The following is a 25,724-nucleotide window of genomic DNA, read 5'->3' on the forward strand; positions in this document are numbered from 1 at the left end:
GGTTCATGGTTTGCGCTCTAACAGTGATTAGATGGAACCCACGCCAACGGATAACAGTGGATTCGGTATAACTCCGCCCTCGATCCTCCCCGCAGAAAGAAGATCCCCTTTTCAATCAAACGCCTACCGCTCCCCTTCCGCACCACCCCGTATTCGCGTGCATTCGATATAACCCGCACCCTGCCCCACGCGCGCGCAGGCGCCAGCCACGTCGCGGGACGGCTCTTGAAAAAAGGGAGAGCGATGGGTGGAGCACGGGGCGCAGCAAGACAGCAATCCTTTGCCAGCGGAGGGAATGGGCCGGAGGTTAGCGCGGGTGGTGCGGGCGAAACAATCCTTGAAAGGTCGCAGGTCCGGATCGGTCGTTCGGGCCTGGCCTGTATTCGGCGCCACCCTGCTCCAGCGCGTAACGCCGTTCGGCCGTGCGGCCCCCTTCCATCATGGAAGAGGGCCGCGTCGACTGACCTCAGCGCGGCCCCATGATCTCGGCCAGCGCGGCCGGCTGCGGCATGCCGTTGTACTTCTGGACCAGGCCTTCGCTGTCGCGCACCAGGATCGCAGGGGTGCCGCGGAAGCCCAGGCTCATCATCAGCATCTGGTTGTCCTCCAGCGCCGTGCGCGCCTTGTCGGAGGTGCGCTTGGCCGGAGTGATTCCGCCCCGGTCGAAGGCCTGCTCGTTCTGCTACAGGGCCGCGGACGGATCGGCCGCGTCGAGGATCGCCGCCGCCTTGGCCTGGCTGTCCGCCTTGAGAATGCCCACCATGACGTGCCGCAACTGAACCTTGCCGGTGTCCACCCAGGGTCGGGCCGCCTTCCAGAAACGGTTGCAGAACGGGCAGTTGGGATCGCTGAAGGTGTACACCACGCGCGGCGCGTTGGCGCTGCCGTCCTGTACCCAGGTCGCGGCCTCCAGTTGGGCCCATACCTTGTCACTGACGGGTTTGGCCACCAGGCGTTGCAGCGCCTCCTCATCGAGCGCGGCGCCGTTGGCATCCAGGCGCGTGCCGACGATGACGTTGCCATCGCCCGTCAGATACACCGCGACGGGGCGGTCGCCCGCGGCCGCGGCAAACGCCCGCAGGCCGCCACCGACGTCGAATTCCTGGGCGATGGTCAGCCCCTGTCGTTCCAGCATCTGCAGCGCTGCGGGCCGGTCATCGGCATGCGCCGGCAGAAGCGCCATCGCCAGCAGGGTTGCGGAGAAGAGGCTCGGGAAGCGCGAACGCGGTACAAACATGGTCACTCCTTGGCGGTATTGATCGTAAGGGGCTGGAAATGGCGTGACAGGGTGTCCCGCAGGCTCGCCCGGGTGAGTTCACCCACGTGCGAGTCCACGAGCCGGCCCTGGGCATCGAAGAACAGGGTGGTGGGCAGGCCGCGCGCGCCCATGTCCCGCATGAGGCGGCCGGCGGGATCGAGCAGGTTTTCCTGGAAGGTCAGGTGCTCGCGCGCCAGGAAGTCGCGGGCCTGGGCAGCACTTTCCCCCTGGTTGACCATGACGATGGCGATGCCGGGGTAATGGGACTGAGCCTGCTCCAGCACCGGCATTTCGCGACGACAAGGTGGGCACCAGCTGGCCCACAGGTTGACCACCACCGGCCGCCCTGTGTACTCGCTGAGTACCACGGGGTCCGCATCGAGGCGGTTCAACTGCAGCTCGGGCAAGGGTGGCGCCACCGCGAGCTGGATCAGGCCGAGCACGCCTGTGGCGGCGGACCAACTGAGCACGCCGGCGGCGCTGCCCACCAGCAGCGGGCGGCGTAGCAGGGGCATCGTTCGGGTTCGCCACCAGGCGAATGCCACACCGCCGAGCACCCCGCTCCCCCCGGAAAAGCCGCCATCGCCGATGGCGATCATCGACAGCGGCGACGCCGCGTAGTCGCTCCACCACTGCAGGATGTAGCCAAGCCGCGCGGCCACCAGGCCCCAGAACACGGCGTCGAGCAGCAGGCCGCCGGCCTGCCGGGCGGGTGTGTCGGGCAGTCGCTGCGCGACCTTGCGCGTTATTACCCAGGCCAACAACACGGCGACGATGAGGATGACCACCTGGATCGAAAAAGGGCCCGCGCTGATCATCGGATGCCCGCCGCCAGCAGTTGATTCAGGAAGTCGCGGGCGCTGACCTCGCCCACCACACGCAACGCGCGGCGCTCCTGGCCATCCGGGCCGACCAGAATCAGCGTCGGCGGCCCCATGACGCCCCAGTGTTTGAGCAGGGCCTGATCCGTCGCGTCATTGCGCGTCACGTCGGGTCGCAGCACCTGCAGGGTGGCCAGCCGCGCCGCGACGGCGGGATCGCCGAAGACGTTTCGCTCGATCACATGGCAGCTCACGCACCAGTCCGCGTAAAAGTCGATCAGCGTCCACTGGCCACGGGCGGCGGCCTCCGCCAGGCGCGCGTCCACGTCCTCGATGGATTTGGCCGCAACGTAGTTCACGCGCGCGGCCGCCGACGCCGTCTCGACCCCTCGCAGGTGCGTGAGCGGCTGGAGCACCGAGTCGCCTCCCGAGGCCGCGCCCACCAGCATGAGCACCGACCACACGCCGGAAATGGCCGCGCCCACCCGTACCGTCCAGGCCAGGCGCTGGCGCGCGGCCAGACTCTGCGCCCAGGCAATCAGTCCGATCGCCACGGACAGAGCCCAGAAGCCCCACAGGGCCAGGCTGATCGTGGCGGGCAGGAAGCGCGCCAGCATCATGACCGCCATGCCGACCATCAGGTAGCCGAAGGCGATGCGAATCCGTTCCATCCAGGGGCCGGGGCGCGGCAGGACCCGGGCACCGAACAGCGCTATCGCCAGCAGAGGCAGCCCCATGCCCAGACCGAGCGCGAACAGCACCAGCCCACCGTAGAGGGCGCTGCCGGTCTGCCCGATATACAGCAGCGCTCCGGCCAGCGGCGCGGTCATGCAGGGGCCGACCAGCAGCGCCGACAGAACGCCCAGCGCCGCGGCGCCACCCAGGCTGCCGCCCTTCCCTGCGCCCGAGGACGAAAGGCGGTCCACCAGAACGCTCGGCAGACGCAACTCGAACAGGCCGAACAGCGAGCTGGCCAGGAGCAGAAACAAGGCGGCGAAGGACCCAAGCAGCCAGGGCGATTGCAGCGCGGCCTGGAGATTGGCGCCGGCCAGACCGGCCATGACACCAACCACCGCATAGGCCGCCGCCATCGCCAGTACATAGGCAAGGGACAGACCCAGGGCCCGTCGGGGGGCGGCCTGGCTGCCGACAACCATGGACGACACGATCGGGATCATCGGCAACGTACAGGGGGTGAAGGCCAGCAGCAGACCGAAGCCGAAGAACAGCAACGTCCCGGCGACGGGCCCCAGCGCTGCGAGCTGGCGCGCGGCCGCTTCATCCTCCGCCAGGGCGGCGGCTGGCGGGGCGGGCGATGCCTGCGGCGTCACGCCGGCCCCTGCTGCGGCACCCGCCGGCAGCGCCACGCTGAGCGTCTGCGGCGGATAGCAGATACCGTCCTCGGCACATCCCTGCCAGTGCAGCGTCAGCGGTCCGGCGGTCGCGGCGGGGAAGCGCAACTGCAGGGTATCCCCGGTGTAGATTTCGGTATCGCCGAAGAACTCGTCGTGCTTGGGCGCGCCTGCGGGCAGGTCCAGGGGGATATCGCCACCCTGGGCATCGACCAGGCGGATGGCATGCCGATAGAGGTAGTAACCCTCGGCAACCAGACCGGCGGCCGTGAGCGCGTCGCCCTCCTGCCGGACCGGCGCCAGCGTAAAGACCTGGTCTGCATCCAGGAACTGAGGAGCGCGCTTGTCCCAGGCGAACAGGCCACCACTTGCCCAGACGCTGCCGATGCTGGCGCAGCACAACAGGAACACCGCGAGAACGCTTCGATACCGGGACACTATCCGAATCCTCCTGAACAAGGTCGGGAGGATCATGCGTGCGTTCGATTAAACGAAACTAAAGCGGCCGCCGAGCCGAGTCGCTAACACCCCGGGACTCGGTGGCTTACCATGCCGCCTGGTCCAGAGGAGGTGAAACCCGGATGCGTGTGTTGTTGGTGGAAGATGACGAGCTGATCGGCAAGGGCGTCGTGGCGGGGCTGAGCAAGCACGGCATCGGCGCGCATCACGTACGCACCGCGCAGGCGGCGGAGACCGCGCACCTGGAAGAAACCTTTCATGCGCTGGTGCTCGATCTGGGCCTTCCCGACCGCGACGGAATGGAACTGATGGCCACGCTGCGCGCTGTCGACCCCCACCTGCCGGTGCTGATCCTTACCGCCCGGGATGCCATCGAGCATCGGCTGAAGGGGCTGCACGAGGGCGCCGACGACTATCTGGTCAAGCCGTTCGATCTGCGGGAACTGGCCGCGCGCCTGCATGCCCTGGTCCGACGCACCCAGGGACGCGCCGCGCAAGTCGTCGCGGCCGGCCCGCTGCGCCTGGAACCCGCGAGCGGTCTTGCCTGGCTGCACGGCGAATCCGTTGCCCTGTCACGCCGCGAGATCGATCTGCTGACGCACCTGGCCGATGCCGACGGTCGCTGGGTCACGCCGCAGGTGCTGAATGAGCGCCTGTTCGGACTGGGCGAGGAGATCGGCAGCAATGCCCTGAATGTTCACATCCACAACATCCGCCGCAAGCTGGGGAGCGCAGCAATCGAGACCGCGCGTGGCCTGGGCTATCGCCTTGGCTGGAGACCCTCCCCATGAGCCTGCGCCTGCGCGCCGTTCTGATCACCGGCATCGCACTGGTGCTGCTCTGGGGCGCCGCCGCAGGCTGGATGCTGCGCGGCGCCGAAGCCAACCTGGAGCGCACCCTCGACGGCCGGCTCGCCATGTCGGCCCGCATGGTGGCGGGTCTGCTGGAACGAACGGCGCTGTCCCCTCATTCCACGCCTGCCGATTTCGCCGATGCGGTTCAGGTCGGTGGCGGCGAGGGGATCGAGTGCGAGATACGCACGCTGCGCGGGGAGATCCTGGCGCGCACCACCTCCGGCGCGCATCGCGGATTCGACGCTCTTCCCGCGGGGTTCACTACCCGCGATGTGCAAGGCGAGCAATGGCGCATCTATGTCTTGAACGCTGGCGGCTACCAGATCACGACGGCGGATCGCCTGGACCAGCGAACCCAGCTGGTCAGGGACCTGCTGTCCGCAGTGGGCGTGCCCTTCCTGGTTGCCCTCTTCGGCGGACTGGTCGCGCTCTGGATCGGCATCGGTCGGGGGCTGTCACCGTTGAACGGGCTGCGCCAGCAGTTGCGCGCCCGGCAGATCGACGACACCACGCCGCTGGCCGTGGCCCATGCGCCCGCGGAGCTGCGAACCGTGCTGGACGCCATGAACGGGCTGCTCGAGCGGCTGTCCCGGACCTTATCCAGCCAACGGGCCTTTACCGATGCCGCGGCGCATGAGCTGCGCACGCCGCTGACGGTGATCGACACGCACCTGCAGGTCGCCAGGCTCTCCGAAGGCGACGACGCCCAGGCCTCGCTCAGCAATGCGGAAGAAGGCGTGAAGCGCCTGCGACACACCCTGGATCAGATGGCGATCCTGGCGCGCACCGAAGCCCCCGTCGCGCCGGCGGACCGCTGCGAGTCGGTGCTCGAGTCTGTCACTGGCGTGATCATGCAGATCGACCACACCGCGCCCGGCCGCCTAAGACTGTCCACGACCGGCACGGATGCAGCCGCGCCCATGCCCCGCTCCATGCTGGAAACCGCGGTGCGCAACCTGGTGGACAACGCCATGCGCTATTCCCCGCACGCCATCGAGGTCGACGTGCACGTCGAGCACGCGCATCACCGTTGTCGCATCGACATCGCCGATCGCGGCCCCGGTTTGAGCCCGGAACAGGTGGCACAGATCGGCCGCCGCTTCTGGCGGGGCGATCAGGGTCGCCAACGCCAGGACGGCGCCGGCCTGGGCATCTCGATCGTTCGCGCCATCCTGGAACGGTTTGGCGGCACCCTGAACCTGAAGCCGCGCCCGGATGGCGGCCTGGTTGCGGAGCTGGTCATTCCGTTGGCGAGCGATGCACAAGGATGTACGAGTCGGTAGCAAGGAACGCGCTTATTCAGCGCCGCCCTTTTCCACCGCGTAACGCAGTTCGGCCATGCCGGCGCCCATCTGCCGGACGGAGAGCAGGCGCAGGACCGGGCTCAGTACGCGACGCGGAAACAGCGGTTTGCCGTGGCCCAGGGTGGCGGAGCCGATCTGGATGATCAGTTCGTCCAGCAGGCCGGCGTCGTAGAACTGGCCGGCGAGTTCGCCGCCGCCGACGATCCAGAGGTTGCGGCTGCCGGCGGCGGCGCGCATCTGGGCGTGCACCGGACGCACGTCGCCGTGCACGAAGCGGATGTCCGCACCTTCGAGGGTCGGCAGCGTGCGGTGGGTGAAGACCCAGGCCGGTTGCGTGTAGGGCCAGGGCGAGCCGGTTTCAGCGGTGACCGCGTCGGCGTTGCGCAGCAGCCACTCATAGGTGGCCGCGCCCATGGCCAGCGCGCCGACCTCGGCAATGAACGCCGGGTAGCTGGAGTCGTCGAGATCGCCCAGGGGGAACAGCCAGTCCAGGGAGTCGTCCTCGGTGGCGATGAAGCCATCCAGGCTGGCGGCGGCGAAGTATTGGGTCTTCATGATCAGCACGTCTCGCTGGGTGGGTCAGTCCAGCTCCTGCACCCCGCCGCCGGAGACGGTGAGGATCTGGCCGCTGATCCAGGCCGCCGCCGGCGAGCAGAGGAACAGCGCGGCGTTGGCCATGTCCTGCGGTTCGCCGAGCCGCTGGATCGGCGTGTGCGCCAGCATGCGGCGCTGGATGTCCTCGGTGAGCACGCTTTTCAGCGCATCGGTAAGGGTCGCGCCGGGGGCGATGCCGTTGACGCGGATACCGCGCGGCCCCAGGTCGAAGGCGATGTTGCGGACCAGGTGGTTGGCCGCAGCCTTGGAAGAGCCGTAGGAGGCCATGCGCTGGTTGCGGTTGTCGCCGGCCATCGAGGAGATCGCCAGCATCGCCCCGCCGCCGGCGCGCTCCATGTGCGGCGCCGCCAGCTGGGCCAGGCGGAACAGCGAGAACACGTTCAGTTCGTAGGCGCGGCGGAAATCGGCCATCGGCATGTCGAAGGGCTTCGGACCGCCGCCACCGGCATTGCTGACCAGCAGCGTGAGCGAGCCGAAGGTGGCCACGCAGCGCTCGACCAGTTGTTCGAGCTGGGCCTCGTCAGTGATATCGCACCCGTGGGCGGCAGCCTGGCCGCCGGCGGCGATGATCTCGTCACGCACCGCCTCGGCGGCCGCTACCGAAAGGTCGCTGACCAGCACCGCCGCGCCAGCGGCGGCGAACGTTTGCGCTATGGCCCGGCCGATGCCCGCGCCGGCGCCTGTGACGACCGCAACCTGACCATCAAGACGAAAATCTTCGGGGCGATACATGGTGCTCTCCTGGGATGAGGTGTGCCGGGAGTATACGGGAGACGGGCTGCGGCTCATCGCAGCAATTGCGAGGGCATTGCGAGGGCGTTGTTGATGGCTGCTTCGCGCGCCGCCCCAGCGCGGGCTCACCGCCGGCCCGTTCCGCTCTTATGTGAACACGTCCAGCAACGGTTGCAGCGCACGATCCGCACGGCGTTCGGCCGCGATCTGGGCTCGGCGCCAGGTTTCGCAATACGGCTGCAGGTCGCGCTCGGTTTCGGCGCGGTGCAGCCATTGCAGGTGGTCGTGCCAGTCGCCGAGGGCGGCCTGGGCGGCTTTCAACTGGCGGGCGGCGGGTTTCGGCAGTGCGGCGAGGGCCGGGTAGGCTTCGGCGGCGTAGCGCACGCGCTTGATCAGCACGCGCAGGCGGTGGCGGTCGTGCTCGGGGTCGCGCAGGGCCAGGCCGAGGCGCCGTTGCTGGCGGGCCAGGCGCTTGCGGATGTACGGCGCCAGGTCGCCCAGTTCGTCGTGCCATACCGCCAGGCGCAGGGTGGCGGGCCAGGCATCCAGGGTTTGCAGCAGCAGGGCCAGTTCAGGACCGGCCAGAAGGCTGTCGTAGCCACGTTCCAGGGCCTTGCGGCGGCTGGAAAGACGGGTATGGCCGCGCCGGCGCAGTTCTTCCAGCAGGACTTCGCTGTCGCGCAGCGGGGTGCTCTTCTGGCCGAAGGCGGCTGCGGCGGCTTCGAGGGCGGCGAACGGCGTCAGGCTGCGCAGCGGTCGTAACAGACTGCGCAGGCGACGCACGGCGACGCGCATGTCGTGCAGCGCCTCGCTATCGGTGCGGGCCCGCAGGCGGGCGGCGCCAGACTGCAGGGCGATGTGCTGACGGGTCACGTGCTCGATCAGGGTGGTGATCATGCGGGCTCTCCTGAGCGTCGGCGGCATCCGCAGGGTAGCCCGCCCGGCGCCGGGCGGGAACGACGGGGTTGGCGTTTTGCCCGCCGGGGCCAACGCGGCCTCTTGTACAGCCTTCATCGTTCAGAGACCTGTCGCGTTGAGTCGCGCCCCAACATACCCTCAGAGGGTATATCAGGTGCCGCCCCTACTCCTGGACCGAGCCGCGCCGCAGGACGCCACTCAGTTCGGTACCGGGGGCGACGGTGTTGAAAACCGTGCCGTACTTCCGGACATTTTCGTGCAACAGGTCGAGGCGCCGGTCCGGCTCGTCGGTGTCGACGATGATCTCGTAGTGGATCGACTCCATCCTCGGCGGCACATCCTGGCGCACCCCGTCGATGCGCACTTCCACGCCGCGCAAGGAGAACTTCAGGATCGGCACGACCCGCTCGATGCCCTTGATCATGCAGGCCGACAACGCGGCGAGCAGCAGCTCGGCCGGGTTGAAGGCGTCACGCCGCCCGGCCAGGTCAGTGTCCAACTGAATGCGGGCGTCCTTGCACTGCGCTTCGCTGCCGTGGGCATCCTGGCGAATGGAGCGCACCTGGAAGGTCATCTTGGTCTTGGTCTCAGTCATCACGGTCTCCCTGCATCGTCAGGTTCTGGCCGCCGCGCCATGGCGCGGCAAGCCGATGGAAATCAGCGCCGCCAGCAGCAGGCCGCCGATCAGCACCGCCTGCGCCAGCAGCGCGCTGTGCAGGCCCAGGGCGATGGCGGCGCGGCCGTCGGGAACCCGGCCGCTGCGCTTGCCGGTGAAGTACGGGGCAACGGATTGCACGATGCCGTAGCCGATCACCCAGCTGGCCAGGAAGCCACCGACCTGCCAGAAGTCCCAGCCGAAGCGGCTGGCCAGGAACACCGGCAGGGCCACCACGAACCACACGTCGCGGGCGCCGAACAGGAACAGCCGCGCGGCGGAAAGAATGTTGATCGCCCGGCTCTTGGACAGCAGGTCGCGGAACTTCGGTTTGCTCTTCCCCTTGCCGAGGTCCTTCTTCAGCAGCACCAGGCTGGCCAGCCAGACCAGCGCCAGCACCGCGTGGCCGTTCAGCTTGCCGCGCAGTTCCGGGAAGGTCTCGGCGATGGCGGTGGCCGAGCCGATGGTGATCGGGATCAGGCTCATCAGCGCGGCGCAGGTCCTTGTGGGGCTGGTCGAGCAGGCTCTGGGTGTTGGTCGCGGGGAGGAATTATTTGCAGTCGTACTGCGCGAGCCAGGCGACATGCGCCGGATGCTGAATGGCCTTGGGCAGCAAGGTCTTGATCATCGCCACCGCCTGGTCACGCGGCAGGCCGCGATCCACCAGCAAGCGCGCCGCGATCAAGCCGGTGCGCCCAGAGCCACCCTTGCAATGGATCGCGAGGGTGCCGCCTTGGCCAAGCAAGGCCTGCATGCGCTCGCGCGTCTGCTCCCAGGCGGCATCGAAGTCGGCCTGTGGTACCTGCTCGTCTGCCACCGGCAGGTGAAACCACTGCAGGTTGCGCTCGGCGCACAGCGCTGGCAGGCCGGCGGCCTGGTGCTGCTCCAGCTCGCCACTCGGCATCAGGGTGATCAGCGCCTCGGCGCCGGCGGCCCGCAGGGTATCCAGGGCCTCAGCCACGCTGGTGTCCTTGCTACCCGGGCAGGGGGTGAAGATCAATCGGCCGGAGCAGCCAGGAACGTTGAGAATGTCGTAGGGATGGGACACAGTGAGTTTCCTTTGGGATTCAGATGCTGCGCAGATTGACGCGCCGGGACAACTCTTCTGCCGACTCCTTGCGTTCGGAATAGCGATCCACCAGATAGTCGGCGCGATCACGCACCAGCAGAGTGAACTTGAACAGTTCCTCCATCACATCGACCACTCGGTCGTAATAGGGCGACGGCTTCATGCGCCCGGCCTCGTCGAACTCCAGAAACGCCTTGGGCACGGAGGACTGGTTGGGGATGGTCACCATGCGCATCCAACGACCGAGCACGCGCATCTGATTGACCGCATTGAACGACTGCGACCCGCCACAGACCTGCATCAGCGCCAGGGTCTTGCCCTGGGTCGGGCGGACTGCGCCCATGCTCAGCGGGATCCAATCGATCTGCGCCTTGAACACTGCGCTCATGGCGCCGTGGCGCTCTGGCGAGCACCAGACCATGCCTTCGGACCAAAGCACTCGCTCGCGCAGCTCACGCACCTTGGGATGATCTTCCGGGGCATCATCGGGCAGCGGCAGGCCGGACGGGTCAAAAATGCAGGTCTCGGCACCTAAGCGTCGCAACAGTCGAGCCGCCTCCTCAGCCAATAGGCGGCTGTAGGAACGCTCGCGGCAGGAGCCGTAGAGCAGCAGGATACGTGGCTTATGGCCTGCGGCATCCGGCAGGCCGAGCCGCTCGTGGCTGGGCAGGTCCAGGAGCGTGGCGTCGATGTTGGGCAGATCGTCGTGCATGGCGTCTATCCGGGCAAAGGATTACAGGCTGCCGATACGGGTCAGTTCGGCCTTCAGGGTATCGGCATTCAACTGGTCGAACGGCAAGGCGAGAAAGGCCTGGATACGGCTCTTGATCCGGCCGACCGTGGCGTCGAACGCCGCTGCGCTCTCGACGTCCGAACCGCTGACCTCGGACGGGTCCTCCAGCCCCCAGTGAGCACGCAGCGCCGGGCCGAAAAACACCGGACAGGCCTCGCCGGCCGCCTTGTCGCAGACGGTGATGACAACGTTGGGTTGCAGCTCGGCGTGCGCCTCGATGGGCTTGCTGAACAGGCCGTCGCAGGCCACGCCCGCTCGCCCCAGAGCCTCAAGGGTGAGTGGATGGACGAATCCCTTCGGCTCACTGCCGGCGCTGTACGCGCGCACGCTAGCCGGGGCCAGGTGGTTGAACAGGGCTTCGGAGAGAATGCTGCGGCAACTGTTGGCCGTGCACAGGAACAGAATTTTCATGGGACTACTCATGCGTCAGGCGCAGGCGCTGCTGCGCTCGGGGCGGTTGCGCATGCCCTCCAGGCGCTCGGCATTCGGCCGCAGCCAGTGTTTGTTGGCCGCCAGGATGGTGCTGAGCATCTCATGCACCCAGTCCGGCAGATCGGGGTGCAGGCGGTAATACACCCACTGGCCCTGACGGCGATCCTCCAGCACACCGCTGCTGCGCAGCAGCGCGAGATGACGGGAGATCTTCGGCTGGCTTTCCTCCAGTGCCGTGGTCAGTTCGCAGACGCACAGCTCACCCTCGCGGGCGATCAGCAGGGTCATGCGCGCGCGGGTTTCGTCGGCCAGGGATTTGAAAACCGTGGCGGGGGTCAGGTGCTCGACCATGGCAATCCTCAGCGTTTGTTCTTCACCAGCACGAACATCTTGATGCGCTCGTGCCTCTGGTCTTACTGCTCATCGTGAGGCTCGGCTGTTAATTCGTTTTGGCGAATATATTATCCGCCATATATGAAGTAAAGCCTTCGAGCGCCGGCACCTAGGGCGCCCCTACCTTCAGGCCTCCACGGTCGCCGGGGCGAAGCTGTCGGCCTGGGCCATTGCCCACATGCGCCGGTAGAACTCGCCCTGCACCGTGCCGTCCAGCAGCTCGCCGGGCTTGAGGTAGACGTGCATCTGCGAGTAGAGCTGGATCTCGGTGGCCGACAGCCGGCGCACCAGGAAGCGCGGCTCCAACTCGGACGGGTGGCTGAGGCCGGCGGCGGCGAGCATCTCCGCCAGCGCCTTGAGGGTGTTGCGGTGGTAGTTGAACACCCGCTGGGCCTTGTCCGGCACCACCAGGGCGCGCTGGCGCAGCGGGTCCTGGGTGGCGACGCCGGTCGGGCACTTGTTGGTGTGGCAGCTCTGCGACTGGATGCAGCCGATGGCGAACATGAAGCCACGCGCGGAGTTCGCCCAGTCGGCGCCGATGGCCAGTACGGAGGCAATGTCGAAGGCGCTGATGATCTTGCCGCTGGCGCCGATGCGGATCTTGTCGCGCAGGTTCAGGCCGACCAGGGTGTTGTGCACGAACAGCAGTCCCTCGCGCAGCGGCACGCCGATGTGGTTGCTGAACTCCAGCGGCGCCGCGCCAGTGCCGCCTTCCTTGCCGTCCACGACGATGAAGTCGGGGAGGATGCCGGTCACCACCATGGCCTTGGCGATGGCCATGAATTCCCAGGGGTGCCCCAGGCAGAACTTGAAGCCGACCGGCTTGCCGCCGGACAGCTCGCGCAGCCGGGCGATGAACTGCAGCAGTTCGATGGGTGTGCCGAAGGCGCTGTGACGGGCCGGCGAGACACAATCGCGGTCGCGCGGAATGCCGCGCACGGCGGCGATCTCCGCAGTGATCTTGTGCTGCGGCAGGATGCCGCCGTGGCCGGGCTTGGCGCCCTGGCTGAGCTTGATCTCGACCATCCGCACCTGCGGTTGCTGCGCCTGGGCGGCGAAGCGCTGCGGATCGAATGCGCCGTCCTCGGTGCGGCAGCCGAAGTAGCCGCTGCCCAGCTCCCAGATCAGGTCGCCGCCATGCTCGCGGTGGTACGGGCTGATGCTGCCTTCGCCGGTGTCGTGGGCGAAGTTGCCCATCCGCGCGCCCTTGTTCAGCGCGCGGATGGCGTTGGCGCTGAGGGAGCCGAAGCTCATCGCCGAGATGTTGAACACCGAGGCCGAGTACGGCTGCCGGCACTGCGGGCCACCGATGGTGACGCGGAAATCGTCGGGGTTGCCGTGCGCTGCCGGCAGCATGGAATGGCTGATGAACTCGAAGCCGGTCTGGTAGACGTCGCTCTGGGTGCCGAACGGTCGGTCGGCGGGCTCGTTCTTGGCCCGCGCGTACACCAGCGAGCGCTGCGAGCGGGAGAACGGCAGTTGCTCGGCGTCCCCTTCCAGCAGGTACTGGCGGATCTCCGGACGAATGCTTTCCACCAGGTAGCGGATGTGGCCCAGCACCGGGTAGTTGCGCAGCACCGCGTGGCGGGTCTGCAGCAGATCGTGCAGGCCCAGCAGGCTCAGCGCCCCCGCCAGCAGTGCCAGCGGCCATAGCCAGGCCTGGCCGGGCAGCAGCGGCAGGCACACCAGGGTGACCAGCACACAACCAGCGAAGAAGGCGTAGCGGCTGAGCAACGACAGGTTCATCTCCCCTCCCGGGACTGCGGACGAATCGCGGGAGTCTACCAGCGGGGCGCACGGATGGCTTGATGGCACCGGAAACAGTCAAACTTAATCTAAATGATAATGCTTACTATTGATTGCCTTGCGACAGCCCTTTAGCATTCTCTCCGCCTCTTGCCGGTGCTCGGCCGGCCCCCTCGGTTCCCGCTGTGCCTCAATAAAAAACCACCTGGAGCTTTCACGTGTTCCGCAAAACCCGCCTCTGCGTCTGCATTTCCCTGGCGTTCATGACCGTACCCTGCGCAACGGTCATCGCCGCGGAAACGCTCGAACTCGACACCCTCACCATCAACGCCACTCGCGGCAAGAGCGCCGTCGGCAAGACACCCCAGAAGATCACCGTCATCACCCGGGCACAGATCGAGGAACAGCTGGCGATCACCTCGGACCATGGCCAGGTGCTGAGCAATCTGATCCCCTCCTATTCGCCCAGCCGGCAGAAGCTGAGCAACGCGGGCGAAACCTTCCGGGGCCGGGCGGCGCTGATCATGATCGACGGCGTACCGCAATCCACGCCCCTGCGTGCCGGCGGGCGCGACGGCTACACCCTTGATCTGTCGATGGTCGAGCGCATCGAGGTGATCCACGGCGCCAGCGCCGAGCACGGCCTGGGCGCCACCGGCGGGATCATCAACTACGTCACCCGCCGGCCGCAGGGCGGCACCCTCAAGCAGCATGCCGGCGTCAGCCTGGAAGCCGCCGACGACTTCGCCGGCGCGGGCATGGGTTACAAGCTCGACTACCGCATCGAAGGCAACCAGGGCGACTGGGACTATTTGGCCGCCATCAGCGGCCAGAGCCGCGGCATGCACTACGACGCCAACGACCGGCTGATCGGCGTCGACGACACCCAGGGCGACATCATGGATTCCACCAGCACCGATCTGCTGGCGAAGCTCGGCTACTGGTTCGACTCCGACCGCAACCTGGAGCTGATGGTCAACCGCTTCCAGCTCGAAGGCGAGCACGACTACGTCAACGTGCCAGGCGACCGCGCCGCCGATATCCCGGCCACCTCGCGCAAGGGCCAACCACTGGGCAAGGCGCCGCAGAACGATGTGCTGGCCGGCGCGCTGACCTACACCGATGCCGACCTGGCCGGCAATCTGCTTACCGCCCAGTTGTTCGGCCAGCGCTTTCGCGCTCGCTACGGCGGCGGGGTCCTGGGCAGCTTCCAGGATGCCGCCATCGCCCCGGTCGGAACGCTGTTCGATCAGTCACAGAACGAGTCGGACAAGTTCGGCGGCAAGCTCAGCCTCAGTCGCGACGGCCTGTTCCACGGGCACCTCAAGCTCACCGGCGGCATCGACGTCCTGCAGGACACCACGCGCCAGATGCTGATCGCCACCGACCGCGAATGGGTACCGGAAACCGTGTTCCGCAATGTGGCCCCGTTCGCCCAGGCCGAACTGCGCGCCACCGACCGCCTGACCCTGCACGGTGGCGTGCGCCACGAATTCGCCGAACTGAAGGTCGACAGCTTCCGCACCCTCGCCGCCAACAACCCGCCCGCCGGCGTGAGCGTCGAAGGCGGCAAGCCCGACTTCGAGGAAACCCTCTACAACGCCGGGGTGGTATTCCAGGTCAACGAGTGGGCGCAACTGTTCGCCAACTACTCGGAAGGTTTCGGCATGCCCGATGTCGGTCGCGTGCTGCGCGGCATCAGCCAGCCCGGTCAGCGGGTCGACAGCTTCCTCGACCTGCAGCCGGTGGTCACCGACAACCGCGAGGTCGGCCTGCGCCTGAGCGGCCAGGCGGTCGACTTCGAGATCAGCTATTTCGAGTCCGACTCGGACCTGGGTTCGCGGCTCGAGCGGGTCGGCGGGGTATTCCAGGTGCGCCGCGAGCGCACCGAGATCGCCGGCGTCGAGGCCACCGCTGGCTGGCAGGTCAGCGACGCGCACCGCCTGCAGGCCAGTTATGCCCGGCTCACCGGTGAATCCGACACCGACGGCGACGGCAAGGTCGACACCGACCTGGACGGCGCCAACATCGCGCCGGACCGCCTCGGGCTGAGCTGGCAGGCCCGCTGGACCGACCGGCTGAACAGCCGCCTGCAGGCCAACCACTACGCCAGCCGCAGCTTCGACACCCCCGGCCTGCACTTCGACGGCTACAGCCTGGTGGATGCCTCGCTCGGCTACCGTCTGCCGGTCGGCGAGGTCAGCCTGGGGGTCGAGAACCTGCTCGACCGCGATTACATGACCTACTACGCCCAGGCTGCCAGCACCCGGGACGATCAGTACTTCGCCGGGCGCGGGCGCACCTTCACCCTGGGCTACCAGCTCGACTTCTAAGGCGCTCCCCGCGGAGCGGATGCTGCCAGCGCTCGCCGGCGGCATCGGCTCCGCAGGAATTCCGATACCCCATGGATGTACCCTCGTGTTCAAGAAAACCCTCTTCCAGCTGCACTGGCTCTTCGGCATTAGCGCCGGCCTGGTGCTGGCCGTCATGGGCGTGACGGGCGCCCTGTACAGCTTCGAGGGCGAAATCCTCCGCCTGCTCAACAGCGGCCATGGACAGCTCGCAACGGCCGAAGCGCCGCGGCTCGAGCTCGGCGAGCTGGTTGCCCGGCTCGAATCGAGCAGTGGTGAACGGGTCGTGGATCTGCGCATCGACGACCGCCATGCGGGTCCCGCCACCGCCTACCTGGCGCCGCCTCCCGGCGAGCGGCGTGGCGCGCGCATCCTGTTCGACCCCGCCAACGGGCAGGTGCTGGGTACCCCGCGCGGCCAGGAATTCTTCCAGGTGGTGTTGCAGCTGCACCGCTGGCTGGCCATGGGCGAGACCGGCAAGCAGATCACCGCGGCCAGCACCCTGATGCTGGTCTTCCTGTGTCTGTCCGGGCTGTATCTGCGCTGGCCGCGCCAGGCCGGCCACTGGCGCGCCTGGCTGAGTCTCGATTGGCGCAAGACCGGACGCGGCTTCCACTGGGACCTGCACGCGGTCGCCGGGACCTGGGTCCTGCCGCTCTATCTGTGCGCCAGCCTGACGGGGCTGTACTGGTCATACGACTGGTATCGCGCGGGCCTTACCGCGCTGCTGGCCGACCCGCCGCCGGCCGTGCAAGCCCGCCAGCCAGCGATCGATGCACCGGCGACCCCGGACTACGCCGCCCTCTGGCAGGGCATACAGCAGGCGGCGGGCCCGCAGCTGATCGCCTGGAATCTGCGCCTCCCGGCGGCGGCAGGCCAGCCGGCGACGGTCTTCTACATTCTGCGCGACGCCGCGCACGTCCGTGCCTTCAACCTGCTGCAGCTCGATCCGCGCAGCGGGGCGATCGTCCGCCACGAACGCTATGCCGACAAGACGTTCACGGCCCGCCTACTCACCAGCGTCTACGCGCTGCACTCAGGCGAGTATTTCGGCCTGCCGGGCAAAGTTCTCATGCTGCTGGCCAGCGCGCTCATGCCGCTGTTCCTGGTTACCGGCTGGCTGCTCTACCTGGATCGCCGTCGCAAGCGCCGCGCCGTGCGGGCGGCCCGCAGCACACCAAATGCCGCGCCTGGAGATGGCTGGCTGATCGGCTACGCCAGCCAGAGCGGCTTCGCCGAACAGCTTGCCTGGCAGAGCGCCAGCCAGTTGCAGGCCGCCGGCCTGGCAGTGCGCGTCGAACCCCTGGCGCGCCTCGACGCGGCAAGCCTGCTCCGGCACCCTCGCGCCCTGTTCGTGCTCAGCACCTTCGGCGACGGCGAAGCGCCGGACAACGCCCGAGGCTTCGAGCGCCGATTGTTGGGAGCCACCCTGCCGCTGGATCGGCTCGCTTATGCGGTGCTGGCCCTGGGCGACCGGCATTACGCGCAGTTCTGCGCCTTCGCCCGCCGCGTCGACGCCTGGCTGGAGCGCCAGGGCGGCAGACGCCTGTTCGAGTCCGTGGAGGTCGACGACCAGGACTCGAGCGCCCTGCGGCACTGGCAACACCAGTTGAGCGAGCTGACCGGCACGCCAGTTCCCGCCTGGCATGACCACCGCTGGACCGGCTGGACCCTCCAGCGGCGCCAGCTTCTGAATCCTGGCAGCCAGGGCGGTCCGGTCTTCCGGCTTACCCTGACGTTGAATGGCCCGAGCGATTGGCGAGCCGGGGACATCCTCGAGATCCGTCCACGTCATGCGCAGGCCAGGGTCGTGGCCTGGTTGCAGCGCCACGGAGGCGACGCCGACGAGCCCGTCGAGCTCGACGGGCAGCCGGTCCGCCTGGCCGAGGCACTGAGCACCCGGCAACTGCCGGAAACGTTCGCCCACCGGGTCGGCCTGCACGGACAGGCACTGGTCGACAGCCTGTTGCCGCTCGCCAGCCGCGAGTACTCCATCGCCTCCATCCCGGCCGATGGGGTGCTGGAGCTGTTCGTCCGCCAGGTGCGGCACGCCGGCGACGACCTGGGCCTCTGCTCCGGCTGGCTGACCGCTCACTTGGCCGAGGGTGAGCAACTGCTGGGTCGGATACGCCGCAACAGCGCGTTCCACCTTCCGGCGGATGACCGCCCACTGATCCTGATCGGCAACGGTACCGGCCTGTCCGCCCTGCGCGCCCTGCTGCGCGCACGCATCCTGGTTGGGCAGCGGCGCAACTGGTTGCTGTTCGGCGAGCGCCAGCGCACCCACGACTTCCACTGCGCATCGGAACTGCAGGCGGCGCTGGAATGCGGCGATCTGCAGTGCCTGGACCTGGCCTTCTCCCGCGATCAGCCGGACAAGTTCTACGTCCAGGATCTGCTGCGCCGACAGCAGGATCGCCTGCGCGACTGGCTGGCCGAAGGTGCGGCGCTGTATGTCTGCGGCAGCCTGGACGGCATGGCCGCGGGGGTCGACGCCACGCTGCACGAGCTGCTGGGCGCCGAAGCCGTGCGGGCGCTGGTCGAGGCCGGGCGCTACCGGCGCGATGTGTATTGAAGGCCGGGCGGCCTTCCGCGCCGGCGCAGCATGGGCTGGCTCGGATATACAGTGCTCGGAAACGCAAAAGCCCCGCAGTGCGGGGCTTTCAGCGAATCAGATGGCGGAAGCGGTGAGATTCGAACTCACGGACGGTTGCCCGTCGGCGGTTTTCAAGACCGCTGCCTTAAACCACTCGGCCACACTTCCGAAAAGAAACCGCGCCGTCCGGCGCGGGCGGCAATAGTACCGGATCGCAACACACTGTCAAACACTGCGGGTTCCTCTGCCACGGGGTTTTGCTATGATCCGGCCATCTCAAATGCCTTCCTCGACAGGAGAGCCTCATGCAAGAACGTAACTACGCACTGAATCACGCGCAGGTGGAACAGCGCGAAGTCAGCGGCGTGCTGCGCAACACCTACGGCCTGCTGGCACTGACCCTGGCGTTCAGCGGCATCGTCGCTTATGTCTCCCAGCAGATGCGTCTGCCCTACCCGAACATCTTCGTGGTGCTGATCGGCTTCTATGGCCTGTTCTTCCTCACCGCCAAGCTGCGCAACTCCGGCTGGGGCCTGCTGTCCACCTTCGCCCTCACCGGCTTCATGGGTTACACCCTGGGCCCGATCCTCAACCACTACCTGGGCATGGCCAATGGCGCCGAGGTGATCAGCTCCGCGTTCGCCATGACCGCCCTGGTGTTCTTCGGCCTGTCCGCCTATGTGCTGACCACCCGCAAGGACATGAGCTTCCTGAGTGGTTTCATCACTGCCGGCTTCTTCGTGCTCCTGGCGGCTGTGCTGGCCAGCCTGTTCTTCCAGATCAGCGGCCTGCAACTGGCGATCAGCGCCGGTTTCGTGTTGTTCTCCTCGGCGGTGATTCTCTACCAGACCAGCGAGATCATCCACGGTGGCGAACGCAACTACATCATGGCCACCATCAGCCTGTATGTGTCAATCTACAACCTGTTCATCAGCCTGCTGCAGATCTTCGGGATCATGGGCAGCGACGACTGATCGGTTGCCTCTAATGAAAGGGCCCGCCTCGCGCGGGCCTTTTCGTTTCCGGTGCCGTCGCGGGTATGATGACGGCCTGTAGTCGCGGTATCCGAGCCATGAAATTTGCCATTGCCCTCTTCTCCCCACCTCATGCGCCTGCGTCGCGGCGGGCCCTGCGCTTCGCTGAGGCGGTGTTGGCCAGCGGACACGAGATCGTCCGCCTGTTCTTCTACCGGGACGGTGTCTACAACGCCTCTTGCGCAATGGTCGCGCCGCAGGACGAGCTGGACATGGCGGCGCAATGGCGCGCATTCGTGGCAGAGCACCGGTTGGACGGCGTGGTGTGCATCGCCGCTGCCCTACGCCGTGGCGTACTGAATGCCGAGGAAGCCCGCCGCTACGAGCGCGAGGCGATCAGCACGGGCGCGCCGTGGGAGCTGTCGGGGCTTGGCCAGCTGCACGAAGCAGCGCAACTGGCGGACCGCCTGGTCTGCTTCGGAGGCGACTGATGGCCAAGTCCCTCCTATTGATCTGCCGCCAGTCACCCTGGGCTGGCACCGCCGCGCGCGAGGCACTGGATATCGCCCTGGCTGGTGGAGCGTTCGAGCTGCCCATTGCCCTGCTGTTCATGGACGACGGCGTGTTCCAGCTGCCAGTCGGTCAGCAGGCGGCCGCGCTGGAGCAGAAGGACCTGAGCGCCAACCTGCAGGCCCTGCCGCTGTTCGGCGTGGATGATCTGTATGTGTGCCAGGCAAGCCTGACCCGTCGCGGCCTGGCCGATGCCACGCTCAGCCTGCCGGTGACCCCGCTGCACGGCTCGGAACTGCCGGCGCTGCTGGCCCGTTTCGATCTGGTGATGACTCTCTGATGACTACCTTGCACCTGCTCAGCCAATCCCCCTGGCGCCAGCCGCTGGACAGTGTCCTGCGCCTGCTGGGTGCCGACGACGCCCTGCTGCTGTGCGGCGATGCCTGCCAGGCGCTGCATACCAGCAGCGAGGCCTGGTCCCTGTTGCAAACCCTGCCCGCAACGGTTCGTCTGTATGCCCTGCAGGAAGACCTGCAGGCCCGCAATCTTGGCGCAGCCGAACGGGTTACTCCAGTGGACTACCCGGCGTTCGTCGAGCTGTGCGCGCAATACGACAAGGTGAACGGCTGGCTATGAGCGACTTGCAGGTCAACGGGCAGACCATCGCCTTGGACAAGGACGGCTACCTGGCCGACCGTCACGACTGGAACGACGCCATCGCCGCGGCACTGGCAGCGCGAGAAGGGCTGGAACTGACCGCAGAGCACTGGGAAATCCTGCACCTGCTGCAGGCTTTCTATGCCGAGTTCCAGCTGTCGCCGGCAACCCGGCCGCTGATCAAGTACGTAGCCCTGAAGCTGGGGCCGGACAAGGGCAACAGCCTGCACCTCAACCGCCTGTTCAAGGGCACTCCCGCCAAGCTGGCCGCCAAGCTGGCCGGCCTGCCAAAGCCGACGAACTGCATATGACGCTCGATACCTCGCTCGAACATCCCTTTGCCCAATACGTGCGCATCCTCGGCAAGGGCCAGCGCGGCTCCCGGGGACTGACCCGCGAGGAGGCCCGCGACGCCATGGGCATGCTGCTCGACGGCCAGGTCGAGGAGGTGCAGCTGGGCGCCTTCCTGATGCTGCTGCGCCACAAGGAGGAAAGCGCCGAGGAGATGGCCGGTTTTACCGAGGCGGTGCGTGCCCGCCTCGACGCCCCGCCGATTGCGGTGGATATCGACTGGCCCAGCTACGCCGGGAAGAAGCGCCATCTGCCCTGGTATCTGCTGGCCATCAAGTGCCTGGCCAACCAAGGCGTACGCACCCTGGTGCATGGCGCCGGTGACCACACCGCCGGACGGTTGTATACCGAGGATGTCCTCGCCTTGCTGGGCATTCCACAGTGCCAGGACTGGCAACAGGTCAGCGACGCGCTCGACCGGCACAACCTGGCCTTTATTCCGCTCAGCGCGTGGATGCCGCGCCTGCAGCACATGATCGGCTTGCGCAACGTGCTGGGCCTGCGCTCGCCGATTCATTCCCTGGCGCGCCTGCTCAACCCGCTGGGCGCGCGTTGTGGGCTGCAGAGCATCTTCCATCCCGGCTATCAGGAGACTCACCGCAGCGCCAGCCAATTGCTCGGCGACACCGCCATCGTCATCAAGGGCGAAGGCGGCGAGATCGAGGTCAATCCGGATAGCCCTGCCACGCTCTATCTGACCGCCGCCGGCGAAACCCGCGACGAGAGCTGGCCGGCGCTCTCCGCGCAACGGCACACGAAGCCCGAGCGGCTGGACCCGGTACAGCTGCTGGCAGTCTGGCGCGGCGAGGCGACAGATGCCTATGGCGAGCTGGCGGTGCAGGCGACTATCGCCCTGGCGTTGCACGGTCTGGGCCATGAGCGCGAGCAGGCCTTTGCCCTTGCCGAGCGCTACTGGGCTGAGCGCAACAGATCGAACTGATCGATAGAAACGACCGGAACAGCTCACCCATCCATCAGCCTGGCGCCGCTAGACTCCTCTGCACACAGAGGGGAATAGACGATGGGTCTTCTGATCGATGGCCACTGGCATGACCAGTGGTATGACACCGCCCGCGATGGCCGTTTCGAGCGCGAACAGGCGCAGCGCCGCCACTGGATCACTCCCGACGGCAGCGCCGGCCCCACGGGAGCCGGCGGTTTCGCAGCCGAGGCCGGGCGCTACCACCTGTACGTGAGCCTGGCCTGCCCCTGGGCGCACCGCACCCTGATCGCCCGGGCGCTCATGGGGCTGGAGGACATCATTCAGGTTTCGGTGGTGAGCTGGCTGATGCGCGAGCACGGCTGGACCTTCGACCCCCAGACCGGCTCGAGCGGCGATGCCCTGGATGATCTGGAGTTTCTCCACCAGCGCTACCGGCAGGACGATCCGCACTACACCGGGCGGGTGACGGTACCGATGCTCTGGGACAAGCGTCAGCAGCGCATCGTCAGCAACGAATCGGCGGACATCCTGCGCATGTTCAACAGCGCCTTCGATGGCCTGACCGGCTCGACCCTCGACCTGTATCCCGAGCCCCTGCATGGCGAGATCGACGCGCTCAACGCGCGCATCTACCCACGGGTGAACAACGGCGTGTACCGGGCCGGCTTCGCGACCACCCAGGACGCCTACGAAGAAGCCTACGACGACCTGTTCAGCGAGCTGGACTGGCTTGAACAACGCCTGAGCCGGCAGCGCTACCTGGCCGGCGAGTACCTGACCGAGGCAGACTGGCGCCTGTTCACCACCCTGATCCGCTTCGACGCGGTCTACCACGGTCACTTCAAGTGCAACCAGCAACGCATCCTCGACTATCCGAGCCTGCATGGCTGGCTGCGTGAGCTGTACCAGTGGCCGGGCGTGGCAGCCACCGTGGACTTCACCCACATCAAGCACCACTACTACGCCAGTCACCAGACCATCAACCCGACCGGCATCGTGCCCAAGGGTCCGGCGCTGGACCTGTTCGCGCCACATGGACGCGATAGTTTGCCGGGCAAGGGCATCTGGCAGCGCCGCCAACCGTAGGGTGGTCAAGGCAAAGCCTTGGCCACCGAGCCGGCGGCTAGATGTCTAGCGCTGCGCTCCTTCGAACCAGGCCAGCTTGTCGCGCAGGCGCACCACTTCACCGACGATCACCAGGGTTGGCGCCCGCACGGCTTGCTCGGCGACGCGCTGCGGCATATCGGCCAGGGTGCCGGTAATCACCCGCTGGTTGACCGTGGTGCCCTGCTCCACCAGCGCGATCGGGGTATCGGCACCACGGCCGTGGCGCATCAGCTGTTCGCAGATCACCGGCAGGCCGACCAGTCCCATGTAGAACACCAGGGTCTGCCCCGGCGCGACCAGATCCCGCCAGGGCAGATCGCAGCTGCCATCCTTGAGGTGACCGGTGACAAAGCGCACCGACTGGGCATGGTCACGGTGGGTCAGCGGAATACCCGCATAGGCGGAACAACCGGAGGCGGCGGTAATGCCCGGCACCACCTGGAAGGGAATGCCCTCGGCGGCCAACTCCTCGATCTCCTCGCCGCCCCGACCGAAGATGAACGGGTCGCCGCCCTTCAGGCGCAGCACGCGCTTACCCTGCTTGGCCAGCTCCACCAGGCGCCGATTGATCTGTTCCTGGGGCAGCGCATGCTCGGCGCGCTGCTTGCCGACGTAGATGCGCTCGGCATCTCGGCGGCACAGTTCGATGATTGCCGGCGCCACCAGGCGGTCGTAGAGCACCACATCGGCCTGCTGCATCAGGCGCAGGGCACGGAAGGTCAGCAGGTCCGGATCGCCGGGACCTGCGCCGACCAGATACACCTCACCCAGCGACCGGGCAGAACTGCCCGCCAGCTTCTCCTCCAGCAGACGCTCGGCCTCGGCCGGCTTGCCGGCGAACAGGCTCTCGGCGATCTGGCCCTGGAAGGCTTCTTCCCAGAACACCCGACGCTGCTGCACATCCGGCAGCGCCGCCTTGACCCGCGAACGGAATTTCTTGGCCAGCCCGGCCAACTGCCCGTAGGCGGCGGGAATCCAGGTCTCGATGCGGGCGCGGATCAAGCGCGCCAGCACCGGCGCGTCGCCACCGCTGGACACCGCCACCATCAGCGGCGAGCGATCGACGATGGCCGGAAAGATCACCGAGCACAATTCCGGTGCATCCACCACGTTGACCGGGATGCCCCGCGCCTGGGCTTCACGGGAAATCCGGGCATTGAGCGGTTCGTCGTCGGTGGCGGCGACTGCCAGACGAACCCCATTCAGATCCTCCTCTCGGTAATCACGCAGATGCAGCTCGCCGCCATGGCGGGCCACCAGAGCCGCCAGCTCATCCAGCGCTTCGTGGGTGACCACCCGAGGCACCGCGCCGGCATCGGTCAGCAGGCGAATCTTGCGTAACGCCACCTCGCCGCCACCGATCACTAGCACCGGAGCGTTCTTGAGGTTGTGGAATAGAGGAAGAAAATCCATGGAATCTTTACCTTTTGGGGCCAGGCTTCATCAAAGCCCATGCGCGCAAGTTCAGCGCTTGTCGGAAATCAAGTCGAGCAGTTTCCGTGCCACTGCCCCCAAATGAGACAGGCCGGCTTGCGCCGGCCTGTCTGTGCCCTTTAACCGATCACTTCGATGCCGCCCATGTACGGCTTCAGTGCGGCCGGCACCCGAATGGTGCCATCGGCCTGCTGGTAGTTCTCCAGCACGGCCACCAGGGTGCGACCGACTGCCAGGCCGGAACCGTTGAGGGTGTGCACCAGCTCCGGCTTGCCGGTTTCCGGGTTGCGGTAGCGCGCCTGCATACGGCGGGCCTGGAAGTCGCCGCAGTTGGAGCAGGAGGAAATCTCGCGGTACTTGTCCTGGCTGGGGATCCAGACTTCCAGGTCGTAGGTCTTGGTGGCGCCGAAGCCCATGTCGCCGGTGCACAGCGCCAGCTTGCGATACGGCAGTTCAAGCAGTTGCAGCACGCGCTCGGCATGGCCGGTGAGTTCCTCCAGCGCCTCGAAGGACTTCGACGGCTCGACGATCTGCACCATCTCGACCTTGTCGAACTGGTGCTGGCGGATCATGCCGCGGGTATCGCGACCGGAGGCGCCCGCCTCGCTGCGGAAGCACGGGGTGTGGGCGGTGAGCTTCAGCGGGAGTTGCTTGGCATCGAGGATTTCGCCGGAGACAACGTTGGTCAGCGACACCTCGGCGGTGGGGATCAGGTACAGGTCGGCCTGCTCGCCACGGCTGATCTTGAACAGGTCTTCCTCGAACTTGGGCAGCTGGCCGGTGCCCTGCAGGGCCGGTGCCTGCACCAGATACGGGGTGTAGCACTCCTCGTAGCCGTGCTCGCGGGTGTGCAGGTCGATCATGAACTGCGCCAGGGCACGGTGCAGACGCGCGATGGGCCCGCGCATCAGGGCGAAACGGGCGCCGGAGAGCTTGGCGGCGGTCTCGAAATCCAGCCAGCCGTGCTGCTCGCCCAGGGCCACGTGGTCCTTGACCTCGAAATCGAACGTGCGCGGCGTACCCCATCGCGACACCTCGACGTTCTGCTCCTCGTCGCTGCCCACCGGCACGGATTCGTGCGGCAGGTTGGGGATGGTCAGCATCAGCGCGTCCAGCTCGGCCTGGATGGCGTCCAGCTCGCGCTTGGCCTGATCCAGGTCACCACCCATGCGGTCGACTTCGGCCAGCAGCGGCGCGATGTCCTCGCCACGGGCCTTGGCCTGGCCGATGGACTTGGAGCGGCTGTTGCGCTCGGCCTGCAGCTGCTCGGTACGCACCTGGACGCTCTTGCGCTGGCTTTCCAGCGCGTCGATGCGTGCCACATCCAGGTCGTAGCCACGGGTCGCCAGGCGGGCGGCGACGTCCTGCAGCTGGGTGCGTACCAGTTTGTAATCGAGCAT

Annotated in this window: 26 protein-coding genes, 1 tRNA gene and 1 pseudogene; 11 read left to right on the plus strand and 17 right to left on the minus strand. The window is 67.1% G+C overall.

Going from position 1 to position 25,724, the window contains the following annotated elements; all coding sequences use genetic code 11:
* Positions 1–466 precede the first annotated feature (466 nt).
* The 4 genes from PT85_RS18380 to dsbD form a co-directional block, all read right to left on the minus strand.
* Positions 467–595, minus strand: coding sequence for a hypothetical protein (locus PT85_RS18380; protein ID WP_267958211.1), 129 nt, complete (start codon positions 593–595; stop codon positions 467–469).
* Between the two features lie 87 nt (positions 596–682).
* Positions 683–1,237: a thiol:disulfide interchange protein DsbG gene (dsbG, locus tag PT85_RS16170; RefSeq protein ID WP_234702721.1), complete on the minus strand. Its 555-nt coding sequence runs from the start codon at positions 1,235–1,237 to the stop codon at positions 683–685.
* 2 nt (positions 1,238–1,239) lie between these two features.
* On the minus strand, positions 1,240–2,076 hold the full coding sequence (locus PT85_RS16175) for a TlpA disulfide reductase family protein (protein WP_027591619.1): 837 nt from the start codon (positions 2,074–2,076) through the stop codon (positions 1,240–1,242).
* The gene (gene dsbD / locus PT85_RS16180) at positions 2,073–3,869 is read right to left on the minus strand and encodes a protein-disulfide reductase DsbD (RefSeq protein ID WP_039607238.1); all 1,797 of its coding nucleotides are present in this window, start codon (positions 3,867–3,869) and stop codon (positions 2,073–2,075) included. Before dsbD ends, PT85_RS16175 begins: the two co-directional genes overlap by 4 nt.
* 143 nt (positions 3,870–4,012) lie before the next feature.
* On the opposite strand from dsbD, the gene PT85_RS16185 reads away from it, so the two are divergent.
* On the plus strand, positions 4,013–4,681 hold the full coding sequence (locus PT85_RS16185; RefSeq protein ID WP_039607239.1) for a response regulator: 669 nt from the start codon (positions 4,013–4,015) through the stop codon (positions 4,679–4,681).
* Positions 4,678–6,027, plus strand: coding sequence for an ATP-binding protein (locus PT85_RS16190; protein WP_039607240.1), 1,350 nt, complete (start codon positions 4,678–4,680; stop codon positions 6,025–6,027). The genes PT85_RS16185 and PT85_RS16190 overlap by 4 nt, the downstream gene beginning before the upstream one ends.
* 12 nt (positions 6,028–6,039) lie before the next feature.
* Here the strand turns inward: PT85_RS16190 and PT85_RS16195 are convergent, their stop codons facing one another.
* The 10 genes and pseudogenes from PT85_RS16195 to PT85_RS16240 form a co-directional block, all read right to left on the minus strand.
* Positions 6,040–6,603 carry a dihydrofolate reductase family protein gene (locus PT85_RS16195; RefSeq protein WP_039607267.1) on the minus strand — a complete coding sequence of 188 codons (564 nt, stop codon included), beginning with the start codon at positions 6,601–6,603 and terminating at the stop codon, positions 6,040–6,042.
* 24 nt (positions 6,604–6,627) lie between these two features.
* A complete protein-coding gene (hdhA, locus tag PT85_RS16200; protein WP_027591615.1) occupies positions 6,628–7,395 on the minus strand; it encodes a 7-alpha-hydroxysteroid dehydrogenase in 768 nt (255 codons plus the stop codon).
* 147 nt (positions 7,396–7,542) lie between these two features.
* The gene (locus tag PT85_RS16205) at positions 7,543–8,292 is read right to left on the minus strand and encodes a CHAD domain-containing protein (RefSeq protein ID WP_039607241.1); all 750 of its coding nucleotides are present in this window, start codon (positions 8,290–8,292) and stop codon (positions 7,543–7,545) included.
* Between the two features lie 184 nt (positions 8,293–8,476).
* Positions 8,477–8,908: an OsmC family protein gene (locus PT85_RS16210; protein WP_027591613.1), complete on the minus strand. Its 432-nt coding sequence runs from the start codon at positions 8,906–8,908 to the stop codon at positions 8,477–8,479.
* 18 nt (positions 8,909–8,926) lie between these two features.
* Positions 8,927–9,506: pseudogene (locus PT85_RS16215) on the minus strand (hypothetical protein); the annotation flags it as partial.
* Positions 9,507–9,518: 12 nt separating this feature from the next.
* On the minus strand, positions 9,519–10,016 hold the full coding sequence (locus PT85_RS16220; RefSeq protein WP_039607242.1) for a phosphatase domain-containing putative toxin: 498 nt from the start codon (positions 10,014–10,016) through the stop codon (positions 9,519–9,521).
* 19 nt (positions 10,017–10,035) lie between these two features.
* Positions 10,036–10,749, minus strand: a complete 714-nt coding sequence (gene arsH / locus PT85_RS16225; RefSeq protein WP_039607243.1) for an arsenical resistance protein ArsH — start codon at positions 10,747–10,749, stop codon at positions 10,036–10,038.
* A 21-nt stretch (positions 10,750–10,770) separates the two neighbouring features.
* A complete protein-coding gene (locus PT85_RS16230; protein WP_039607244.1) occupies positions 10,771–11,241 on the minus strand; it encodes an arsenate reductase ArsC in 471 nt (156 codons plus the stop codon).
* A 15-nt stretch (positions 11,242–11,256) separates the two neighbouring features.
* Positions 11,257–11,613 (minus strand): metalloregulator ArsR/SmtB family transcription factor, encoded by a 357-nt coding sequence (locus PT85_RS16235; protein WP_027591544.1) that lies wholly within the window; start codon positions 11,611–11,613, stop codon positions 11,257–11,259.
* Positions 11,614–11,781: 168 nt separating this feature from the next.
* Entirely contained in the window at positions 11,782–13,401 is a 1,620-nt protein-coding gene (locus tag PT85_RS16240) for an FMN-binding glutamate synthase family protein (RefSeq protein ID WP_039607245.1), read from the minus strand.
* Positions 13,402–13,619: 218 nt separating this feature from the next.
* Here PT85_RS16240 and PT85_RS16245 point away from each other — a divergent pair, with 218 nt between their 5' ends.
* Entirely contained in the window at positions 13,620–15,734 is a 2,115-nt protein-coding gene (locus tag PT85_RS16245; protein WP_039607246.1) for a TonB-dependent receptor, read from the plus strand.
* 85 nt (positions 15,735–15,819) lie between these two features.
* Positions 15,820–18,327: a sulfite reductase flavoprotein subunit alpha gene (locus PT85_RS16250; RefSeq protein WP_039607247.1), complete on the plus strand. Its 2,508-nt coding sequence runs from the start codon at positions 15,820–15,822 to the stop codon at positions 18,325–18,327.
* A gap of 101 nt (positions 18,328–18,428) precedes the next feature.
* On the opposite strand, the gene PT85_RS16255 is transcribed toward PT85_RS16250, so the two are convergent.
* Positions 18,429–18,516, minus strand: a tRNA-Ser gene (locus PT85_RS16255).
* Between the two features lie 137 nt (positions 18,517–18,653).
* Between PT85_RS16255 and PT85_RS16260 the strand changes: the two genes are divergently transcribed.
* The 7 genes from PT85_RS16260 to PT85_RS16290 all read left to right on the plus strand — a co-directional run bounded on the left by PT85_RS16260 (position 18,654) and on the right by PT85_RS16290 (position 22,869).
* Entirely contained in the window at positions 18,654–19,322 is a 669-nt protein-coding gene (locus tag PT85_RS16260) for a Bax inhibitor-1/YccA family protein (protein WP_039562147.1), read from the plus strand.
* A 98-nt stretch (positions 19,323–19,420) separates the two neighbouring features.
* Positions 19,421–19,813, plus strand: a complete 393-nt coding sequence (tusD, locus tag PT85_RS16265) for a sulfurtransferase complex subunit TusD (protein ID WP_039607248.1) — start codon at positions 19,421–19,423, stop codon at positions 19,811–19,813.
* Positions 19,813–20,172 carry a sulfurtransferase complex subunit TusC gene (tusC, locus tag PT85_RS16270; protein ID WP_039607249.1) on the plus strand — a complete coding sequence of 120 codons (360 nt, stop codon included), beginning with the start codon at positions 19,813–19,815 and terminating at the stop codon, positions 20,170–20,172. Before tusD ends, tusC begins: the two co-directional genes overlap by 1 nt.
* On the plus strand, positions 20,172–20,468 hold the full coding sequence (gene tusB / locus PT85_RS16275; RefSeq protein WP_039607250.1) for a sulfurtransferase complex subunit TusB: 297 nt from the start codon (positions 20,172–20,174) through the stop codon (positions 20,466–20,468). Before tusC ends, tusB begins: the two co-directional genes overlap by 1 nt.
* Complete coding sequence (locus PT85_RS16280; protein ID WP_027591091.1) at positions 20,465–20,800, plus strand: TusE/DsrC/DsvC family sulfur relay protein; 336 nt, start codon at positions 20,465–20,467, stop codon at positions 20,798–20,800. The genes tusB and PT85_RS16280 overlap by 4 nt, the downstream gene beginning before the upstream one ends.
* Entirely contained in the window at positions 20,797–21,780 is a 984-nt protein-coding gene (locus PT85_RS16285) for a glycosyl transferase family protein (RefSeq protein WP_039607251.1), read from the plus strand. The genes PT85_RS16280 and PT85_RS16285 overlap by 4 nt, the downstream gene beginning before the upstream one ends.
* A gap of 81 nt (positions 21,781–21,861) precedes the next feature.
* A complete protein-coding gene (locus PT85_RS16290; protein ID WP_039607252.1) occupies positions 21,862–22,869 on the plus strand; it encodes a glutathione S-transferase family protein in 1,008 nt (335 codons plus the stop codon).
* 45 nt (positions 22,870–22,914) lie between these two features.
* On the opposite strand, the gene cysG is transcribed toward PT85_RS16290, so the two are convergent.
* Entirely contained in the window at positions 22,915–24,303 is a 1,389-nt protein-coding gene (gene cysG / locus PT85_RS16295; protein ID WP_039562137.1) for a siroheme synthase CysG, read from the minus strand.
* Positions 24,304–24,443: 140 nt separating this feature from the next.
* Positions 24,444–25,724, minus strand: coding sequence for a serine--tRNA ligase (serS, locus tag PT85_RS16300; protein ID WP_039607253.1), 1,281 nt, complete (start codon positions 25,722–25,724; stop codon positions 24,444–24,446).

Origin of the sequence: Pseudomonas flexibilis (assembly GCF_000806415.1) — a bacterium.
Classification (GTDB): domain Bacteria; phylum Pseudomonadota; class Gammaproteobacteria; order Pseudomonadales; family Pseudomonadaceae; genus Serpens; species Serpens flexibilis.

Coding starts and splice junctions, on each gene's coding strand:
- cysG (WP_039562137.1), bottom strand. CDS start 24,303: ATGGATTTTCTTCCTCTATTCCACAACCTCAAGAACGCTCCGGTGCTA.
- PT85_RS16185 (WP_039607239.1), top strand. CDS start 4,013: ATGCGTGTGTTGTTGGTGGAAGATGACGAGCTGATCGGCAAGGGCGTC.
- PT85_RS16290 (WP_039607252.1), top strand. CDS start 21,862: ATGGGTCTTCTGATCGATGGCCACTGGCATGACCAGTGGTATGACACC.
- PT85_RS16205 (WP_039607241.1), bottom strand. CDS start 8,292: ATGATCACCACCCTGATCGAGCACGTGACCCGTCAGCACATCGCCCTG.
- tusD (WP_039607248.1), top strand. CDS start 19,421: ATGAAATTTGCCATTGCCCTCTTCTCCCCACCTCATGCGCCTGCGTCG.
- hdhA (WP_027591615.1), bottom strand. CDS start 7,395: ATGTATCGCCCCGAAGATTTTCGTCTTGATGGTCAGGTTGCGGTCGTC.
- PT85_RS16260 (WP_039562147.1), top strand. CDS start 18,654: ATGCAAGAACGTAACTACGCACTGAATCACGCGCAGGTGGAACAGCGC.
- PT85_RS16280 (WP_027591091.1), top strand. CDS start 20,465: ATGAGCGACTTGCAGGTCAACGGGCAGACCATCGCCTTGGACAAGGAC.
- PT85_RS16210 (WP_027591613.1), bottom strand. CDS start 8,908: ATGACTGAGACCAAGACCAAGATGACCTTCCAGGTGCGCTCCATTCGC.
- tusC (WP_039607249.1), top strand. CDS start 19,813: ATGGCCAAGTCCCTCCTATTGATCTGCCGCCAGTCACCCTGGGCTGGC.
- PT85_RS16240 (WP_039607245.1), bottom strand. CDS start 13,401: ATGAACCTGTCGTTGCTCAGCCGCTACGCCTTCTTCGCTGGTTGTGTG.
- PT85_RS16235 (WP_027591544.1), bottom strand. CDS start 11,613: ATGGTCGAGCACCTGACCCCCGCCACGGTTTTCAAATCCCTGGCCGAC.
- dsbG (WP_234702721.1), bottom strand. CDS start 1,237: ATGTTTGTACCGCGTTCGCGCTTCCCGAGCCTCTTCTCCGCAACCCTG.
- arsH (WP_039607243.1), bottom strand. CDS start 10,749: ATGCACGACGATCTGCCCAACATCGACGCCACGCTCCTGGACCTGCCC.
- serS (WP_039607253.1), bottom strand. CDS start 25,724: ATGCTCGATTACAAACTGGTACGCACCCAGCTGCAGGACGTCGCCGCC.
- PT85_RS18380 (WP_267958211.1), bottom strand. CDS start 595: ATGCTGATGATGAGCCTGGGCTTCCGCGGCACCCCTGCGATCCTGGTG.
- PT85_RS16230 (WP_039607244.1), bottom strand. CDS start 11,241: ATGAAAATTCTGTTCCTGTGCACGGCCAACAGTTGCCGCAGCATTCTC.
- PT85_RS16285 (WP_039607251.1), top strand. CDS start 20,797: ATGACGCTCGATACCTCGCTCGAACATCCCTTTGCCCAATACGTGCGC.
- PT85_RS16195 (WP_039607267.1), bottom strand. CDS start 6,603: ATGAAGACCCAATACTTCGCCGCCGCCAGCCTGGATGGCTTCATCGCC.
- PT85_RS16190 (WP_039607240.1), top strand. CDS start 4,678: ATGAGCCTGCGCCTGCGCGCCGTTCTGATCACCGGCATCGCACTGGTG.
- tusB (WP_039607250.1), top strand. CDS start 20,172: ATGACTACCTTGCACCTGCTCAGCCAATCCCCCTGGCGCCAGCCGCTG.
- PT85_RS16175 (WP_027591619.1), bottom strand. CDS start 2,076: ATGATCAGCGCGGGCCCTTTTTCGATCCAGGTGGTCATCCTCATCGTC.